Below are 17,339 nucleotides of genomic sequence, written 5' to 3'. Positions count from 1 at the left end.
AATGCTGGCAACTAAGATCAAGGGTTGCGCTCGTTGCGGGACTTAACCCAACATCTCACGACACGAGCTGACGACAACCATGCACCACCTGTCACCGCTGTCCCCGAAGGGAAAGATCTATCTCTAGAACGGTCAGCGGGATGTCAAGACCTGGTAAGGTTCTTCGCGTTGCTTCGAATTAAACCACATGCTCCACCGCTTGTGCGGGCCCCCGTCAATTCCTTTGAGTTTCAGTCTTGCGACCGTACTCCCCAGGCGGAGTGCTTAATGCGTTAGCTGCAGCACTAAGGGGCGGAAACCCCCTAACACTTAGCACTCATCGTTTACGGCGTGGACTACCAGGGTATCTAATCCTGTTTGCTCCCCACGCTTTCGCGCCTCAGCGTCAGTTACAGACCAGAAAGCCGCCTTCGCCACTGGTGTTCCTCCAAATCTCTACGCATTTCACCGCTACACTTGGAATTCCGCTTTCCTCTTCTGTACTCAAGTCCCCCAGTTTCCAATGACCTTCCACGGTTGAGCCGTGGGCTTTCACATCAGACTTAAAGGACCGCCTGCGCGCGCTTTACGCCCAATAATTCCGGACAACGCTTGCCACCTACGTATTACCGCGGCTGCTGGCACGTAGTTAGCCGTGGCTTTCTAATGAGGTACCGTCAAGGTACGAGCAGTTACTCTCGTACTTGTTCTTCCCTCACAACAGAGTTTTACGATCCGAAAACCTTCTTCACTCACGCGGCATTGCTCCATCAGACTTTCGTCCATTGTGGAAGATTCCCTACTGCTGCCTCCCGTAGGAGTCTGGGCCGTGTCTCAGTCCCAGTGTGGCCGATCACCCTCTCAGGTCGGCTACGCATCGTCGCCTTGGTGAGCCGTTACCTCACCAACTAGCTAATGCGCCGCGGGCCCATCCTGTAGTGACAGCCGAAACCGTCTTTTAACATTTCCACATGTGAGGAAATGGATTATTCGGTATTAGCCCCGGTTTCCCGGAGTTATCCCAATCTACAGGGCAGGTTGCCCACGTGTTACTCACCCGTCCGCCGCTAAATCAGAAGAAGCAAGCTTCTTCATCATTCGCTCGACTTGCATGTATTAGGCATGCCGCCAGCGTTCGTCCTGAGCCAGGATCAAACTCTCCATAATAGAGAACTTAAAAAGCTCATTTTGTTTTGCTGGCATCATCATTAAATGATGTCATTTTTTGCTATCAAACTAACAAAGTTAGTCATTCAAGCTGTATATCTTAACGTTTTGCATGTTCAGTTTTCAATGTTCATGGTTTTAAATAATGGAGCGGGTGAAGAGAATCGAACTCTCATCATCAGCTTGGAAGGCTGAGGTTTTACCACTAAACTACACCCGCATATATAATTCAAATTGTTATTGTTTTTTTGGCGCGCCCGGCAGGAGTCGAACCCACAACCTTCTGATCCGTAGTCAGACGCTCTATCCAATTGAGCTACGGGCGCATGATGTGCAATGGTGCGGCCGAGAGGACTTGAACCTCCACGGGGTTATCCCCCACTAGGCCCTCAACCTAGCGCGTCTGCCGTTCCGCCACGACCGCGTAGTTATTCATTAGGACACTACTTATTATACTCTCGTAAATCGAGATTGTCAACAACAAAATGATGAGCCATGTAGGATTCGAACCTACGACCCTCTGATTAAAAGTCAGATGCTCTACCAACTGAGCTAATGGCTCGAAGTAAAATGGCTGGGGTACCTGGATTCGAACCAGGGCATGACGGAATCAAAATCCGTTGCCTTACCGCTTGGCTATACCCCAACATGGCGGTCCCGACCGGGATCGAACCGGCGATCTCCTGCGTGACAGGCAGGCATGTTAACCGCTACACCACGGGACCTCTAAAACTTAAAATATATAAATGACCCCTACGGGATTCGAACCCGTGTTACCGCCGTGAAAGGGCGGTGTCTTAACCGCTTGACCAAGGGGCCATAATGGCTCCGAAGGTAGGACTCGAACCTACGACCAATCGGTTAACAGCCGATTGCTCTACCACTGAGCTACTTCGGAATAATTTTTGTCGTTTTGTTTTACTCGACTTTTTCTATTATAGAGAGCCTTTTAACAAACGTCAACTACTTTTCCGAAATTTATTTAGAATTTTTCATTGGAATTAAAACTAAGTCTCCTAAACACTTGCCACATCTATATTTGTTCGTATTTAATCGAATTTTTCGACTATAAATTAATGAACATTTTCTGCATTGATAAGCATAAATTTTAGTTCTTGAGCGTTTAGTACTTTCAACAAGAGTAGAACAAAATCTTGGAGAATTGGTTCTTGCTAATAGCTCCTTAAAATCCTTATCTCCATGTTTATAACCTTTTCCTTCTATATGTAAATGATAGTGACACAATTCATGCTTTATCACGCCAATCAATTCTTCCATTCCATGTTTTGCATACACAAGAGGATTTATTTGGATATGATGAGACCGTAGCATGTATCTTCCTCCGGTCGTTCGAAGGCGATTATTAAAATATGCTTCATGTTGAAAGTCTTTCCCAAAGACTCTTTTTGATACACTACATATTAATTCATAAAGTTTTTCATCTGTCATTTGTATCTCTCCTATAAATATACCTCGGTAAATTCGAATGGAATCTAAGATTAAAAAGAGATTGTCCAATGAAAATGTCATTGGACAATCATTATTTTCTTATTGTTGTTGTTCCGGTGGAAGCATTGTTAAAGAAACCTTACCTTTATTCGCATCGTATTGTTCGACCCACACTGTAACAATATCACCTAGCGAGACAACATCTAGTGGATGTTTAACGAAGCCTTTTTTCAGCTTCGAAATATGAACCAATCCATCTTGCTTTACACCGATATCAACAAATGCACCAAAGTCTACAACGTTTCGAACGGTTCCTTGAAGCTCCATACCTTTTTGAAGATCTTCCATTTTAAGCACGTCTTTTTTCAAAATAGGTTGCGGAAATGCTTCGCGTGGATCTCTAGTCGGCTTAATCAATGTCTCAACTATATCTTTTAAAGTAATTTCACCAATTTCTAAATCCTTACTTACTTCCACAATATTTATATTTGTCAAAGCCTCTTCGGCTTCCTTAGATCCGATTTGCGACTTTTTTAAACCTACAATTTCTAATACTTGCTCTGCGGCTTTATAGCTTTCAGGGTGAATCCCTGTAGCATCGAATGGATTTTTAGCATCTGGAACACGTAAGAATCCTATAGCTTGCTCATATGTCTTAGCACCAAGGCGAGGAATTTTCTTCAGCTGTGCCCTTGATGTAAATCTTCCCTGCTCATTTCTCAAGTTCACTACATTTTCTGCAACAGTTTTGGATAGACCGGAAACATATTGCAACAAGGACGCAGATGCAGTATTTACATTCACTCCAACTTGGTTAACAGCTGTTTCTACTATAAAAGAAAGAGATTCTGACAGTTTCTTTTGGGATACATCGTGTTGGTATTGCCCCACTCCTACTGCTTTTGGTTCGATTTTTACCAGTTCAGCAAGCGGATCTTGTAGTCTTCTTGCAATTGAGACAGCACTTCGCTGCTCCACCTGTAAATCAGGGAACTCATTTCTTGCAGTTTCAGATGCAGAATACACACTAGCTCCGGCTTCATTGACAATAACGTAGGCAACGTCGCCTTCTACTTCTTTTAGACAATCTACTATAAATTGTTCTGTTTCTCGAGAAGCGGTTCCGTTCCCAATAGCAATTAAAGAGATAGGATATTTCTTTATATAAGAAAGGACTTTCTTTTTAGATCCTTCCACGTCCATTTTAGGAGCATGGGGATAAATTGCAGAAACCTCTAGCAGCTTGCCTGTATCATCAACTACCGCAAGCTTACATCCAGTTCGATAAGCCGGATCCACGCCAAGAATAACTTTTCCTTTTAAAGGCGGTTGCAGTAAAAGGTTACGTAAATTTTCCGAGAAAATATGAATAGCTTGGGCTTCTGCTTTTTCCGTTAGCTCTGTTCGAATTTCTCGTTCTACAGAAGGTTGTATTAAGCGTTTATACGAGTCTTCAATCGCCATTTCCACATGTTCAACTGCATCACTAGAAGTATTATAAGTTATCCACTGGCTTTTCATGAGATTCGTTACTTTATCTATTGGAACCTGAATACTCACTTTGAGCACATCTTCTTTTTCTCCACGATTAATCGCTAAAGTTCTGTGAGGGACAATTTTTTTCACAGGTTCCGCGTACTCATAATACATTTCAAAAACACTCTTCTCGTCCAATTCAGCCTTTTTGACTGTAGAAATAATATTTCCATCTAAACGAGACACATTCCGTATTTGTTCACGGATTTTCGGATCATCTGCAAATTGTTCAGCTAGAATGTCTCTCGCTCCTTGAAGTGCCTCTTCTATAGAAAGAACCTCTAATTCTTCGCTCAAATAATCATTTGCAAGCTTTTTAACAGATTCTTTAGGAAATGTAAGTAGCAACTTTGCTAGAGGTTCTAATCCTTTTTCTTTAGCAATCGTCGCTTTCGTTCTACGCTTTTGTTTATACGGGCGATATAAATCTTCTAAACGTTGTAGTACAGTAGCATTTTGAATAGAAGTAGATAATTCTTCTGTTAACTTTCCTTGCTCATCAATTAATCTAATGACCTCTTCCTTTCGTTGTTCTAGCTGTTGTATGTAATTGTAACGATCTTCGACTGCTTTAATTTGCACCTCATCCAAAGATCCAGTTTGTTCTTTTCTATACCGTGCTATAAAAGGAACTGTATTTCCTTCTTCTAGTAGTTTAATCACTTGTTCTGCTTGGCTTGTTTTCACTCCAGTTTCTTTAGAAACAAGTTGCAGCATTTTCTTTATTTCCAAAACAAACACACCCTTTCCTTATTATTTATTTTAACATAAAAAAGCTTACCCAATATTTAACTAGAGTAAGCTTCCTGTAATAAATGTTGCATCATCGCCGTGTTCGATATCGTCGAGTACAGCTTTGTATAAGCATCGTGCATTAACCGATTGTTTAATCAATGCTTTTGGACTTTTCAAGTTTACACCGTCAGAATGCAATAAAAATAAGTCATTTTTGTTATAAGGATATGTTTGTGTGTGAAGCTTTTGCTTTCTTCCAGATAGGTAACCCATAACTGGTAAAGGATAGATCATTTTATCTGTTTCACTTTGGTACATATAAAATTTGATATTTCCCACACAGCTATAGGATATTGTTTGTAATTTATAATCTACCTTCACAATAGCTACAGCGGCTCCTCTTTTTTGGAGCATTAATTCATTGCAACGTATAAGTAGACTATCTATCGACTCCTTTGGGTATTTCGCTAAAATTTCCGGCATAATATCCGCAGACTCTTTGGCAACTGGTCCATTACCCAATCCATCTGCAATGGCACAAATTAAATAATCTTCTTTTTGATCAATATAATATGTGTCTCCAGATTCCAAATTTCCGGTCTTTGCTTCTTGATACACATACATTTCTACCTTTTCATCTGAAAATATTTTCACTGTTTTAATCCACCTGACGCTAAAATTGCTTCTTGCAATTTTTTTATTGCTTTTCTTTGAATTCTTGAAACATGCATTTGAGAAATACCTAATCGTTCGCCTGTTTCTTTTTGACTTAGCTGCTCCATGTATGTAAGCTGAATTATTTCTTTCTCACGATCTGATAGTATGCTGAGAGCATTAGATACCAGTAAACGCTGATCTGTTTTTTCGAATTCTCCATCTGCTCTCCCGATAACATCAAACAGTGTAATAGTGCCGCCGTCTGAATCTGAGTCCAACGAATGATCCATCGATAGCGCTTGATAACTCTTACTCATTTCCATGGCTTCTAAGACATTTTCCACTTCTTCCCCCAAAAAGTCAGCTATTTCCTGCACTAATGGTGAACGTTGATATTCGACTGTTAAAGTTTCTACAGCTGCTCTTATACGTGGACCAAGTTCCTTAATTCTTCTTGGGACATGTACCGCCCAAGTCTTATCCCGCAAGAACCGTTTTATTTCACCGATAATTGTAGGGATAGCAAACGCTTCGAAGCTTTTCCCAATAGTTGGATCATATCTTCTGATTGCCCCTAAAAGACCTAGCATCCCTACTTGTACTATATCCTCGTGGTGTGATTTACCATTTGAATATTTTCGAGCGATAGATTCAACCAACCTTTTATAATTTAACACTAGTTTGGTTTGGGCCTCATCGCTCTCGGTCTGTTGATATTCTTCAATCCATTCTAATATTTGTTCTTTGGATTGCCTGTTAAGATGTGATGTGTTCGACATTTTCATCCACCTGCTCTACTCCGACATACTTCGTCATAAATACAGTTACACCTTCTTGGTGATGGACTTTTACTTCATCCATTAACGTCTCGATTAAATATAAACCTAAACCGCCTTCTCTTAGAAACGACCCTTCTTCTAAATCATGATAGGGACCAACTTTTGCTTTTGTCTCTTCAAAATCAAAACTCTTCCCATGATCCGCCACCATAATTTCCATTTTTTCTTCATATATTGCACATCCGATAACCACTTCTCCTTCTTCATTATCGACGTATGCATGTTGGACAGCGTTTGTAATAGCTTCACTTGTGGCTATTTTCAAATCTTCAATCTCGTCATATGTAAATCCAATTCGATTTGCTAAGCCTGAAATTGTCAAACGTGCAACACTAACATATTGTGGTTTTGCGGGCAGTCGGATTTCCACATAATCAAACGGTTTCATCTATTTTCACCTCTTCACTTGCTGTTTGAATATCCATAATTTCACCTAAACCGGTTATATCAAACAATCGTTTTAATCTCGATGAAAGACCGGTTAATACTAAATGACTATTAGAAGCTATTACGCTTTTATAAAAACCAACAAATACACCTAATCCTGTACTATCCATATAAGAAACATCTTTTAAATTCAATTCTATATTAAGATTTTCGGTTAATTGGATCTCTGCTAATCTCTCTCTGAGAACTGGCGCTGTAAAGGCATCGATTTCTCCTGTAATAAAACCTTTAACACGCGTATTTTCTTGTAATAATTTTACTGAAATATTCATTGCATTATCCCCCGTCTTCGCTATATATAGTATTCTATACCCCATCAAAGCTAGTGATAAACATTTATTATAAGAAATGCTCAAGTGCCAATCTCTGAAATGAAATTTAAAGAAAAGTCTTTCTCATTTTATAAAAAAACAGTACATCGCGCTTGCACGATGAACTACTTTTTTACATCTATAGACTTAGAAAAAACTTTAACTAAATGAGCTTATACTTTTTTGAAAATGACAAGTGTAAAATCATCACGTTGCTCAAAATCTTGTAATTCCTCTAATTTGTTGAATACATATTCTACCATTGTTTGAGCAGATTCATCTCGTACACTTTCAATAATGTCCATTATAGTTTGTTGTTCAATGAAACCCTCTTTTGAACGACATTCTGTTACTCCATCGGTCATCATCACAACAAAATCGCCCTTATCAAATACAACTGAACGCTGTTCGTATTTTACGTTGGGTATAACTCCAAGCAACAAACCTTTCGTTTGTAACTCGGTAAAACAATTACTCTTTGCACAGTAAAAAAGAGGAGGTTCATGTCCCGCCGATGCATATGTAAACTCGCTTTTCGCTGTATCATAAGTTCCATAGAACATCGATATGAACATGGAGTCACTTACACTTTTCTCAACAATTCTATTAATAACATCTAAAACAATGACAGGATCGGTTTTAGCTCCTGTTAAACTGTCCATGCCATATTTAATCATCGACATACATAGTGCAGCTGGAATTCCCTTTCCTATAACGTCTGCAACTGCAACTCCTACACTTGTCTCATCATTTAAAAAATAGGCATAATCTCCGTTCATCTCTTGTGCTGGAACTGAAATCATACCAATATCTAAACCATTCATGCTGGGTATTTTCGTTTTAAGTAAAGTCTGTTGTACATTTGAAGCAAGTTCGATTTCCACTTTAAAATCTTCTTGCTTTTTAATTAATGCTTGATGTTCTTTTAACGCCAATCCGTATCGAATCATCACTTCTATTAATAAATCAAAAGAATGAGAGACATTCTCCGGCAAGTCGGGAATTATTTCTTCTAGAGATGCCTTATGTATGCTAATTACCTCTTCTGGAGAAATATTCTTTTGAATTAATTGTCTACTGAAGTTCTGGCCTTCATACAGGTTATGTTCTGTCTGTCTTAAAGTATATTGTTTTAATATTTCTTTATATTGTCTTTTAAATTCTTGAGGCATGACTCATCTCACCTCCTATCTAAGCCACTTTTTAGCACTAATCGTAGTGCCCTCTCCTAAAGCTGTTTCAATTTTAAAATCATCCATTAAACGCTTTACCCCTGGTAAACCTGCACCAAGGCCACCTGATGTTGTATAACCATCTTCCATTACTTTTCGTACGTCTGATATTCCTGGTCCTTTATCCGATGCAATGACTAACAACCCTGTAAGATTGCCTTCTGTAATTTGTTTGATTTCTATATTACCTTTTCCAGCATATAAATAAATATTACGAGCAAGTTCACTGATTGCTGTTGTAATTCTAGCTTGATCCACCGTTCCGAAGCCAACTTCTTTTGCTTCATTTCTTCCAAGCTGTCTAGCAGCAACAATGTCCCACTCTGATATAATATCGACAGAAGACTTTAAGTTCATAATGAATTAGTCCTCCAATTCTCGTTCTAGTTTTTCCAATCCATTTTCTAAGTCTAGAGCTGTTACTACGTTTTCTAACCTTATACCTAATTCGATTAGTGTAATGGCAACAGCAGGTTGAATTCCTGTAATAACAACCTTTGCTCCCATAAGACCTGACATACTAATTACATCGCCAAGCACTTTTGCAATGAAGGAATCAATAAAATCGATTGGTGTTAAATCTAATACAACCCCTCTTGCAGCAGTAGAATGGAGCTTGTCCAATAAGTCCTCTTGAAATGCTATAGCAGTTTGGTCATCTAGTTCCCATTGAATAGAAACAATAAGACATTCTCTTAGTTTTAATATTGGTATTCTAGTCATCATTATGAGTTCACCTCTACTATAGCTCTATTAGTCAATGCCAAAGCTTGTTCCATTCCTCGTTGCATTGTACTTGTCGTAGTAAAATCATTTAAATTTATACCTAACGTTACAATTGTCTGTGCAATTTCTGGCCTAATACCAACTAACATACATTTTGCCCCTACTAGACGAACAGCATCCGCCGCTTGAATGATATGATGAGCTACCATTGTATCTACTACAGGAACTCCGGTTATATCAAGCAACACGACTTCCGCTCTGTGCTTCACAACACCTTGTAATAGGTTTTCCATAATTAACTTTGCACGTTCTGTATCGATTGTACCTACTAATGGCATAACAGATATTTTATCGAATACAGGAATTAATGATGCCGAAAGTTCTTGTAAAGCTATTTTTTGCAAGTGAACTGTTTTTTCCCAAACCTTTGAATACGCATCGACAATGCTATGATTAAGCGGTGTTATCCAATTTGTTAATATTTCTCTATGTGACTTAATACTTCGGTCATTTAAGTAACCTACTTCATCCATTTTTTCATATATTACTTCTGAAAAATTAGTGAGTGCTTTTAGAACAAATGATATAGACCAGCCATAACGAACAACTTGGACAGCAAAATCATTTAACTTCTCCATATAAGTCTCTTTACTTTCTGTTAAACTTGAAATCATTAACTCACCAAATTCACGAACTATATTATCTATAACTTTGTCTGACATAATTTGAAAGAATCGATCGTCTTCTTCGTCTTCCATTTTTATTTTCCATTTCTCCAATATTTCATCTATATTATCATGAATATATGACTCGATTTGTTTGTTCATAATTACGAATCCATCTCCTCAGCTAATACTAGTATTTATATTGTAGCGAATATCTTCTTATTTTACATCTATTTTGCTAGTTAAGAAAACCCGGGCAAAAAGTCGCCTGCTCCAATTAAGATGAGTTACCGTAGAAATACCGATGATTTCCGCTATGGCGGGCGCTTTTCGCGGGCATGGCTTCAGTCTCCTCGTCACTGCGTTCCTGTGGGGCCTTCAGCTCATGCTATTCCCGCAGAAGTCGCCGCCTTCGCTTCAATTAACTTGCACACTATTTGAGATGGATATATTTGTGAAAAGTGATAGAAAACAACTGTCCAAAAGGAAATAGCTTCCGATGTTTGCATGGCAGAAAAAAACGTCTCCTAGGGCACTCCCTTAGAGTATTGAATAGAAAGAACAATGAATCCATCCCGGTAAGCTGGATAGATGAAGTGTAAAGCGGCGACTCCTGCGGGATCAGTCGTTCGTCGAAGACCCCGCAGTGAAACGAGGAGACTAAGACAACGCCCGCGGAAAGCGTCAGCTTGAAACGGGATCCTTGTACAAAGGTCCATGATTAATAAAAAAAACACAATGTGCCTTTGTCGGCTGCACACTGTGTTTTTACCTATGTATTAAAATTTTACAATTCCTAAGCTTATTCCTAATGCATGATCTACTTGGTACATTACATCCTCATCAAGATGCGTAATTTTATCGGTTAGACGTGATTTATCTATTGTTCGCAATTGTTCTAATAAGATAACAGAATCACGTTCGAAGTCATACTGCTTTGCATTTATTTCAACATGTGTTGGCAATTTTGCTTTTTGTATTTGTGCAGTTATTGCCGCAATAATAACAGTAGGACTAAATCGATTACCAATATCATTCTGAATCACCAAAACGGGTCTGGTTCCCCCTTGCTCAGACCCGATTACCGGTGATAAATCTGCGAAAAAAACGTCCCCACGTTTTACGATCAAGTTTTCATCCTCCACTTACGAGTCGCTCAGTAGTATGTTGTGCTTCATACTCTGCATGTAAACATTCCGTACAAATGGATAAGTTTATATGAGACATTTCAACATAGCCTTTCATCATCGCTTCTCTTATAAGATTTGACTGTTCTTTCTTAAAATACTCATTTGCTTGGACACGACCGACTTTTTCACTACCAGTTAATGATTTTTTTACGACCTTTACTCCTTCATTAACCATTTGCTTTGGAAGCTGTATAATAGCTTCCTTTTTCTTTTTATCACTTACCACAGCAAACACCTCCGACAAAACATTTCCCTATATGACAATATACTTCATCTTACCATTACTAGAGTCTAAATAAAAGACATAATGAGAAATGATTTGACAAATTATGCATGTAGGACTATTTTGTCGAGATTCATTCACTATAGATTCTAGGAATCCTATTTGATAGCATGCAGCAAATCTCATAAGGTATAGTTTCCAATACATTTGCCCACTCTTCTATTTTAATTTCCTCTGCGCCTTGTTTTCCTATTAATATCACTTTTTCTCCAAGAGGTACAGGTTCACGGAGTCGAATCATGCATTGATCCATGCATATCTTCCCTACAATCGATACTCTTTTTCCTTTTACTAAAACAGATTGACTATGCAATTTTCGTAATAGTCCATCTGCATAACCAATCGGAAGCGTCGCTATCCATTCGTCTTCAACAGCCTTGTACTTTGCCCCATATCCAATCGGAGTACCTTTCTCCACCTTTTTCACATGTACTACTTCGGTCTCTAAAGAAAGTGCTTGCTCTAAAGGAAAAGGAAGTATTCCATTTATAAAAGAAGAGGGAGCAATTCCATACATAGAAATCCCAAAACGTACAGCATCCCAATACTGTGAGGGGTACCTTAGAACAGCAGCACTATTCGATGCGTGCACCATTTTAGGTTTTTCGTCGAATAGTGCAAGTAATCTTTCAAATCTCTCCACTTGGGTTTTAAAATGTTCTTGTTCTTCTTCTTCATCCGCTGTCGAAAAATGTGTAAATACACCAGTTACCTGAATCCAGCTTTTTTCTTTTATAAAAGTTAGTGCCTCTTTTAATTCATTTTCTTTTACAAAACCAATTCTTCCCATTCCACTATCAATTTTCACATGAACTTTCAAAGGTTTACCAAAATGTTGAATAGATTGAAGCCATTCAAGAGAATAAGCTGTTAAGGTTATATTTTGTTCGGAAGCTTTTTGTAAGAAGGAAGCTGATGCAGCCCCCAAAACAAGAAGTTCAGCAGTTATTTCTGCCTCTCTTATGCGGAGTGCTTCTTCTGGAGTTGCAACAGCTAATTGTGTAGCACCTGCACTCAACGCTGCTTTTGCCACTTCAATGTCACCATGACCGTATGCGTTTGCTTTTATTGCTGCAATTATTTGTGTGTGTGGTGGGAGCATTTTTTTCAAATTTCGAATATTGGATTTTATAGCTTTTAAATTTATATGGACGAATGTTGGCCGGTAATACGTTTTCGACATGGTACTTCCTTCTTTCCCAGCAATTTTGTACCTATTATCCTCCTCAGAAGAAGTGGACGTCAATACAAATCATTTCAATTCAGATGTAGACATGGAAGAGGCTACTTCAATCATTTCTTCTTTTGTTAAAGAAGTGGAAGCAAGGTAAAAGGACATACCATCTTGTTCCCATGCAATAGATTGATCGGTTACCGCACCAATAGCAAACCCTAAATCAACAGGATCTCCTGGAGCAAATACAGGAATGGTTGATGAGGTGCTCTTATCACTTAACTGTTGTATAATTGTAAACTGCTTGTCACCACTATATGTTAAAATAACTCGTTTATCTCCATCTACATCGAGCACTTTTTCTTCTAACAAGTGCAATTGATCCCATTGTACCATTGGATAATGAGTTTCAAATGCTGGATCGTCTATTTCAGCAGATGCTTCTACTGTACCTTTATCCATTTGTCCTGTAGGAGTTTGTTCAATTTTGAATTCTCCAGCAGAGTGTACTTTACCTAGAGTAACTTGTTTAAACTTAACATTGATTTGCTCTTCTTTATTTTCATTTAAGATAGAAACACGTGTTGGCAATAAAGTCTTTTTATCGATATAAATCCTTTGAATTGGCAACATATTTTTGTGATTGTTACTTGTTTTTGTTTCAAAAACATATTTGCCGCCTTCTTCTTTGAACGTCGATGATTTATCTTTTTTAATGTCTTGTGCCAGTGAACCTATTAAATAGGCTTGGCTATTTTCAGATGGCCATTTACTTTGAAATTTATATGTTTTGTTCAATGCAGGTGTTACAACAAAAACGCCTTCTTTGTTACGCACAATCATTTGGGTATTTTCGTCATTCGTATCTGAAACTTTAACACGGTAAAAATCTGGTTTTGTGTGCCATACTTCCACTTGATAGATTTTAGGCTCTTGACCTGTCATTATGCTCATTTCCGCAGTCAATTCATACCCTTTCGTATCTACCCATTTACTACTCAACTTTTTTAAAACATCTTCTTTGGATTGGGCTCCACATGCAGAAAGTAACAGGATCATCGTTATTGCAAATAAACACTTAGCCAATCGGCTTTTCAATCAGTCCATCCTTTCTATTATCACTGCGTTCATTCATTGTATGTAGGTGGACTACCGTTTATGATTGCAGAATTACTTGAGCAGCCGCATATTCTTTTGTGTGTGTAATAGAAACGAAACCATTTACTTGATTGCCTTTAAAGTACAAGCTCGGCTTACCACTAGATTCTCGTATTATTTCAATGTCTTGAAAGCTACATTCTTTTCCTATTCCTGTACCTTTTGCTTTTGCAAATGCTTCTTTTGCAGCGAAACGGCCTGCTAAAAATTCAATTTGTCTATGTTCAGATAGTTGATTCATCTGGACTATTTCTTGAACTGTTAAAACCCGCTCTTCAAATTTTTTCGTTTTAGTTTTTATAGATTTTATTCTACTTAACTCGGTAATATCTAATCCAATTCCAGTAATCATGAAGTTCCTCCTTTCCAATGCCTCTAATACAGGCTATACTATGAGTAGAAAATTTGAGGTGACGATATGTTTGTAAGAAGAGAAAACTTGAAACAGTATATAAAATTTTATCCCGTTGTATCTACTTTGCTGTCGTTAAACATTTTAGTCTTTATTATAACAAGTATACCGATTGTCGGAAATCAACTATTCAATTTGGGAATTGGTTTTAATTTACTCATTAGTGAAGGAGAATATTGGCGTTTAATAACACCAATGTTTTTACATTTAGGTTTCATGCACCTTCTATTCAACATGTTCTCTTTGTATTTATTTGGACCTGAACTAGAACAACTCGCTGGAAAAGCAAGATTCTTAACCATTTACTTTTTAGCTGGTTTTATTGGTAATGTTTGCACATATTTATTTTTTGAATGGAATTATCAGAGCGTTGGGGCAAGTGGTGCGATTTATGGTATATTAGGAGCTTTTGGTGCTTTGGTATATTATACAAGAAATTTCATGCCACAGTTAAAACAAATTATTTTACCTATTATAGTAATAGGTGTGATTATGACGTTCCTTCAATCAAATATTAATATTACTGCGCATATTGTAGGTCTAATAACAGGTTTTATTATTGGAATGATTTACTTCCATCCAAAACGAATTGCTGCATGGAAAAAGAAGAAGAACAAATTTAAAGTAGTCTAAAGTAGTAAGGTAAGTGTAGCTGCAGTTTAAGAGCAATTATCTTCAGTTATTCAAGTGTGCATTGGACGAAATTTTTAAAAGAAAAAAGAAAAGAACAACCATTATTCACTTGGCTGTTCTTTTTCTTTTTGTATAGTGGTAGTCCTCATTGGTTGGTACCAATTCATTAGTTTTTCTGCATCTGCTTTATCTAGATGAGGAGCTATTGATGTTGCACCACCAACACCAGATTTAATAGTAGTAACAATTGATGAAACGTTTTTTCTTTTTTGAAAAAATGTCATTCTCTCTGTTATCGACTGAATTCTCCTTTTCTCCATCCAAATAGTTACTTTACTAAAATTTCGATATCTCATCACTAAGTGTTGACCATTTACCGCATATCCCGCGGCTCTATGTTTCCATATTCCTAAGAAATAACTTAGAGGCAGCAAGATTAATGATAGAAGCCCAAAAGGATAAAAAAAGTAAATAACTGCAGTTGAGAGAGGAACAATCCAAAGAAAATCTAATCGATAAAAAAACTTTCTTGATCTTTTCGGAACGGTTATTAATTCAGGTTCTAAATCTAGATCTTGAAAAATTTGTTCCAATATGGAGTTAATCTCCGTTTTTTTAATTAATGGTAACAGACGAATTTTTTCATCTTTTTCTTCAAGAGATCCACCAGCACTATCAACAATTACAGACGCATAGCCAATTAGTTGACGTAGAGGATTTTCTACGACTCTTAATCCTTGAATACGCGAAAGAGGAAGTGTTATTTTTTTCTTCTCTAAAAGACCCCTAGTAATAATAATCTCGTTATCCTCTACTCGAATCATAAAATTATAGAAATTAATTAAAGTGATAATAACTGACACAATCCAAGCAATCAATAAAACAAAGAAAACTCCAAGTACTATTATTAATGCTCCAAATCGTATGAACACAATAAATTCATCATATATCATTTCATATGGAATAATATTAGAAAACTGCGATGCAAATACGGCAAGACCAGAGAAAAATACACCAACTCCTCCTGAAGTACTTGCTAACACAAATAAATCCTTTATAGACATTTTAAAGATTGGACGAGCTTCTTGAGCAATAACTTCTTCAATGTTTATTTCTTCTATTTCAGCTGATTGTTTGTTCTTTGCTTGCATCATTTCTCTTTTTATTTGTTCTGCAGCTTCTTTCCTAATTGCCGTTAGTTCTGCATCAGCTTCTTTTGTTGGTCCACCGCCAGCTGTTTCGACTTTGACTTTTACGAGTCCGAACGGTCTATGAAAAATACCTTCAGTATAGTTCAAACTTTGAATCCGTTCAAAAGGAATATACCTCTTTTTCTTTACAAACAAGCCGTATTCAATACGCAGCTCTTCTTCTTCAAACCAATATCTGAATCTCTTCCATTTAACAATTCCACTCACTAGAAGAAAAATTAATACAATACCATATATGCTATATGTAATAAACGAGGACCAACCACTGGACTCCCCGTTACTTCCGAAGCCATTTACTACAAAAACGACAATAAAAGGAAAGATCATATCTTTTAAAACTTTAATAAAGTTTATAATTGCTGAAACTGGATGTAATTTGTACTTTTCATTAGACATCATCTTCTGCCACCCTTGCCAGTACAGATATTCTCCCTCTCAACTCGTCAGCTTCTGCAGTAACAAGTGCAGGAATTATATGATTAGTAGCTGCTGTTGAAATAGTAATAGATGCCAAGTCATATTTTCTTAATATTGGTCCCTGCTCTGTGTCAACATGTTGAACACGAACCATAGGCACTAACGTTCGTTTTATAACAAATAAGCCGTGTTGTAATTCAATCTCTTGATCTCGGACTTCATATCTCCATCGCATCCATCTAACTTTTGGAAACAAATATATTAAAAAGTATGCGAGCAATAGAACAACTACTCCAGTAACTAAATATACCCACATATAATTTCCAATAAAATAATTAATTGCACTAACACCGATTCCAACTATCAGCGCGATAAGTGTTTGAAAAATTCCATAGATTCTCCATACCCGCAATCCTTTTTGTGATAATCGATTAATTGGCTCTTTCCTCATATTAAACACCTCTTCCCTAGTCATTGTATACGATTTAAGTGGAAAAGTGTTTCAAATAAATAGAAATGTGGAGTTATTTTTAAAGAAAAATGAGGTTTTTTCTAAGATACTCTTTGTTTTCTAAGATCTTTTAAGATAGTTTTACATAAGAAAACCTCAAGCACCCTTTAAGTGCAGCTGGTCTCACTAATTCCAAAGTGCTTTGGACGAAACACTAGCTACATCATTACCGTTATAGTAATGGATCGTGAAGTGACTGTGTCACTTCACGATCCATTTTTTCGGTAATCCTGCGGCGGTTGTTTGTCCGTCGCCCTCTTGGAATTGGTGAGGACATGGTGCGTTTGGTTTGGATAATTAGAGAAAAAATACTTTCCTACTCTTTTAAAAGCTTCCGAAAATACAATTTCGCAAGCTCTTCCCTTCTTTACCTTTGGATACTATCTATTTTTCTCTAATTCCACTTGCCATATGGATTAGCAAAAGAAAGTGACACTCCAATCAACTAGTGTGTAAAGGGTGAATGCCTATTACATTTTAAAAAGCAATAGCATCTCTTACTTAGGTACTACTCACTTAATGGATTGTAGTGAAGGGTGACGACTCTGCGGAGGCCAACAGGATGTTGGTCACGAAGGCGTTGCCACACGATGTGGCGCTTTTAGAC

At 37.6% G+C, this 17,339-nt stretch carries 18 protein-coding genes, 8 tRNA genes and 1 rRNA gene; 1 reads left to right on the top strand and 26 read right to left on the bottom strand.

Annotated features, from left to right (window positions below):
* The 24 genes from ACFVR1_RS09265 to acpS all read right to left on the bottom strand — a co-directional run.
* Positions 1–1,146, bottom strand: a 16S ribosomal RNA gene (locus ACFVR1_RS09265); the annotation flags it as partial.
* Between the two features lie 146 nt (positions 1,147–1,292).
* Positions 1,293–1,366 (bottom strand) — tRNA-Gly (locus tag ACFVR1_RS09260).
* 29 nt (positions 1,367–1,395) lie between these two features.
* Positions 1,396–1,472: transfer RNA gene (locus ACFVR1_RS09255), tRNA-Arg, on the bottom strand.
* A gap of 11 nt (positions 1,473–1,483) precedes the next feature.
* Positions 1,484–1,570 (bottom strand) — tRNA-Leu (locus tag ACFVR1_RS09250).
* A 65-nt stretch (positions 1,571–1,635) separates the two neighbouring features.
* A tRNA-Lys gene (locus ACFVR1_RS09245) sits at positions 1,636–1,708 on the bottom strand.
* A gap of 9 nt (positions 1,709–1,717) precedes the next feature.
* Positions 1,718–1,792 (bottom strand) — tRNA-Gln (locus tag ACFVR1_RS09240).
* A 3-nt stretch (positions 1,793–1,795) separates the two neighbouring features.
* A tRNA-Asp gene (locus ACFVR1_RS09235) sits at positions 1,796–1,871 on the bottom strand.
* Between the two features lie 22 nt (positions 1,872–1,893).
* A tRNA-Glu gene (locus ACFVR1_RS09230) sits at positions 1,894–1,965 on the bottom strand.
* 4 nt (positions 1,966–1,969) lie between these two features.
* Positions 1,970–2,044 (bottom strand) — tRNA-Asn (locus ACFVR1_RS09225).
* A gap of 80 nt (positions 2,045–2,124) precedes the next feature.
* On the bottom strand, positions 2,125–2,595 hold the full coding sequence (locus ACFVR1_RS09220) for a SprT family protein (protein WP_387583286.1): 471 nt from the start codon (positions 2,593–2,595) through the stop codon (positions 2,125–2,127).
* Between the two features lie 99 nt (positions 2,596–2,694).
* Complete coding sequence (locus ACFVR1_RS09215; RefSeq protein WP_387583283.1) at positions 2,695–4,863, bottom strand: Tex family protein; 2,169 nt, start codon at positions 4,861–4,863, stop codon at positions 2,695–2,697.
* 60 nt (positions 4,864–4,923) lie between these two features.
* Positions 4,924–5,520: a PP2C family serine/threonine-protein phosphatase gene (locus tag ACFVR1_RS09210; protein WP_387583280.1), complete on the bottom strand. Its 597-nt coding sequence runs from the start codon at positions 5,518–5,520 to the stop codon at positions 4,924–4,926.
* A complete protein-coding gene (gene sigB / locus ACFVR1_RS09205) occupies positions 5,517–6,302 on the bottom strand; it encodes an RNA polymerase sigma factor SigB (RefSeq protein WP_387583278.1) in 786 nt (261 codons plus the stop codon). The genes ACFVR1_RS09210 and sigB overlap by 4 nt, the downstream gene beginning before the upstream one ends.
* Complete coding sequence (gene rsbW, locus ACFVR1_RS09200; RefSeq protein ID WP_387583275.1) at positions 6,280–6,750, bottom strand: anti-sigma B factor RsbW; 471 nt, start codon at positions 6,748–6,750, stop codon at positions 6,280–6,282. Before rsbW ends, sigB begins: the two co-directional genes overlap by 23 nt.
* Entirely contained in the window at positions 6,737–7,081 is a 345-nt protein-coding gene (locus ACFVR1_RS09195) for an anti-sigma factor antagonist (RefSeq protein WP_387583272.1), read from the bottom strand. The genes rsbW and ACFVR1_RS09195 overlap by 14 nt, the downstream gene beginning before the upstream one ends.
* A 212-nt stretch (positions 7,082–7,293) precedes the next feature.
* The gene (locus ACFVR1_RS09190; RefSeq protein WP_387583269.1) at positions 7,294–8,292 is read right to left on the bottom strand and encodes a PP2C family protein-serine/threonine phosphatase; all 999 of its coding nucleotides are present in this window, start codon (positions 8,290–8,292) and stop codon (positions 7,294–7,296) included.
* Positions 8,293–8,307: 15 nt separating this feature from the next.
* Positions 8,308–8,709: an anti-sigma regulatory factor gene (locus ACFVR1_RS09185; protein WP_387583266.1), complete on the bottom strand. Its 402-nt coding sequence runs from the start codon at positions 8,707–8,709 to the stop codon at positions 8,308–8,310.
* 6 nt (positions 8,710–8,715) lie between these two features.
* Positions 8,716–9,078, bottom strand: coding sequence for an STAS domain-containing protein (locus ACFVR1_RS09180; protein WP_387583263.1), 363 nt, complete (start codon positions 9,076–9,078; stop codon positions 8,716–8,718).
* A complete protein-coding gene (locus ACFVR1_RS09175; RefSeq protein ID WP_387583261.1) occupies positions 9,078–9,905 on the bottom strand; it encodes an STAS domain-containing protein in 828 nt (275 codons plus the stop codon). Before ACFVR1_RS09175 ends, ACFVR1_RS09180 begins: the two co-directional genes overlap by 1 nt.
* Positions 9,906–10,522: 617 nt before the next feature.
* Positions 10,523–10,873 (bottom strand): type II toxin-antitoxin system PemK/MazF family toxin, encoded by a 351-nt coding sequence (locus ACFVR1_RS09170; RefSeq protein WP_387583259.1) that lies wholly within the window; start codon positions 10,871–10,873, stop codon positions 10,523–10,525.
* Between the two features lie 4 nt (positions 10,874–10,877).
* Complete coding sequence (locus ACFVR1_RS09165; RefSeq protein ID WP_387583256.1) at positions 10,878–11,159, bottom strand: transcriptional regulator; 282 nt, start codon at positions 11,157–11,159, stop codon at positions 10,878–10,880.
* A 130-nt stretch (positions 11,160–11,289) separates the two neighbouring features.
* Positions 11,290–12,399, bottom strand: coding sequence for an alanine racemase (gene alr / locus ACFVR1_RS09160; protein WP_387583253.1), 1,110 nt, complete (start codon positions 12,397–12,399; stop codon positions 11,290–11,292).
* A 69-nt stretch (positions 12,400–12,468) separates the two neighbouring features.
* Positions 12,469–13,488: a LolA family protein gene (locus ACFVR1_RS09155; protein ID WP_387583250.1), complete on the bottom strand. Its 1,020-nt coding sequence runs from the start codon at positions 13,486–13,488 to the stop codon at positions 12,469–12,471.
* Positions 13,489–13,546: 58 nt separating this feature from the next.
* Positions 13,547–13,900: a holo-ACP synthase gene (gene acpS, locus ACFVR1_RS09150; RefSeq protein ID WP_387583248.1), complete on the bottom strand. Its 354-nt coding sequence runs from the start codon at positions 13,898–13,900 to the stop codon at positions 13,547–13,549.
* Between the two features lie 66 nt (positions 13,901–13,966).
* Between acpS and ACFVR1_RS09145 the strand changes: the two genes are divergently transcribed.
* Positions 13,967–14,593: a rhomboid family intramembrane serine protease gene (locus ACFVR1_RS09145; RefSeq protein WP_387583245.1), complete on the top strand. Its 627-nt coding sequence runs from the start codon at positions 13,967–13,969 to the stop codon at positions 14,591–14,593.
* Between the two features lie 101 nt (positions 14,594–14,694).
* Here ACFVR1_RS09145 and ACFVR1_RS09140 read toward each other — a convergent pair whose 3' ends face one another.
* Together ACFVR1_RS09140 and ACFVR1_RS09135 are read right to left on the bottom strand one after the other, a co-directional pair.
* A complete protein-coding gene (locus ACFVR1_RS09140; RefSeq protein WP_387583242.1) occupies positions 14,695–16,200 on the bottom strand; it encodes a PH domain-containing protein in 1,506 nt (501 codons plus the stop codon).
* A complete protein-coding gene (locus ACFVR1_RS09135) occupies positions 16,193–16,672 on the bottom strand; it encodes a PH domain-containing protein (protein WP_387583240.1) in 480 nt (159 codons plus the stop codon). The genes ACFVR1_RS09140 and ACFVR1_RS09135 overlap by 8 nt, the downstream gene beginning before the upstream one ends.
* Positions 16,673–17,339 lie beyond the last annotated feature (667 nt).

Origin of the sequence: Psychrobacillus sp. NPDC058041, from assembly GCF_042885655.1 — a bacterium.
Lineage (GTDB): Bacteria > Bacillota > Bacilli > Bacillales_A > Planococcaceae > Psychrobacillus.
This window is presented reverse-complemented; position numbering and strand designations above follow the sequence as displayed.

Bases quoted from the DNA above. Each gene is read 5' to 3' on its own strand.
- ACFVR1_RS09220 (WP_387583286.1), bottom strand. From the start codon at position 2,595: ATGACAGATGAAAAACTTTATGAATTAATATGTAGTGTATCAAAAAGA.
- sigB (WP_387583278.1), bottom strand. From the start codon at position 6,302: ATGTCGAACACATCACATCTTAACAGGCAATCCAAAGAACAAATATTA.
- rsbW (WP_387583275.1), bottom strand. From the start codon at position 6,750: ATGAAACCGTTTGATTATGTGGAAATCCGACTGCCCGCAAAACCACAA.
- ACFVR1_RS09195 (WP_387583272.1), bottom strand. From the start codon at position 7,081: ATGAATATTTCAGTAAAATTATTACAAGAAAATACGCGTGTTAAAGGT.
- ACFVR1_RS09190 (WP_387583269.1), bottom strand. From the start codon at position 8,292: ATGCCTCAAGAATTTAAAAGACAATATAAAGAAATATTAAAACAATAT.
- ACFVR1_RS09185 (WP_387583266.1), bottom strand. From the start codon at position 8,709: ATGAACTTAAAGTCTTCTGTCGATATTATATCAGAGTGGGACATTGTT.
- ACFVR1_RS09180 (WP_387583263.1), bottom strand. From the start codon at position 9,078: ATGATGACTAGAATACCAATATTAAAACTAAGAGAATGTCTTATTGTT.
- ACFVR1_RS09175 (WP_387583261.1), bottom strand. From the start codon at position 9,905: ATGAACAAACAAATCGAGTCATATATTCATGATAATATAGATGAAATA.
- alr (WP_387583253.1), bottom strand. From the start codon at position 12,399: ATGTCGAAAACGTATTACCGGCCAACATTCGTCCATATAAATTTAAAA.
- acpS (WP_387583248.1), bottom strand. From the start codon at position 13,900: ATGATTACTGGAATTGGATTAGATATTACCGAGTTAAGTAGAATAAAA.
- ACFVR1_RS09145 (WP_387583245.1), top strand. From the start codon at position 13,967: ATGTTTGTAAGAAGAGAAAACTTGAAACAGTATATAAAATTTTATCCC.
- ACFVR1_RS09140 (WP_387583242.1), bottom strand. From the start codon at position 16,200: ATGTCTAATGAAAAGTACAAATTACATCCAGTTTCAGCAATTATAAAC.
- ACFVR1_RS09135 (WP_387583240.1), bottom strand. From the start codon at position 16,672: ATGAGGAAAGAGCCAATTAATCGATTATCACAAAAAGGATTGCGGGTA.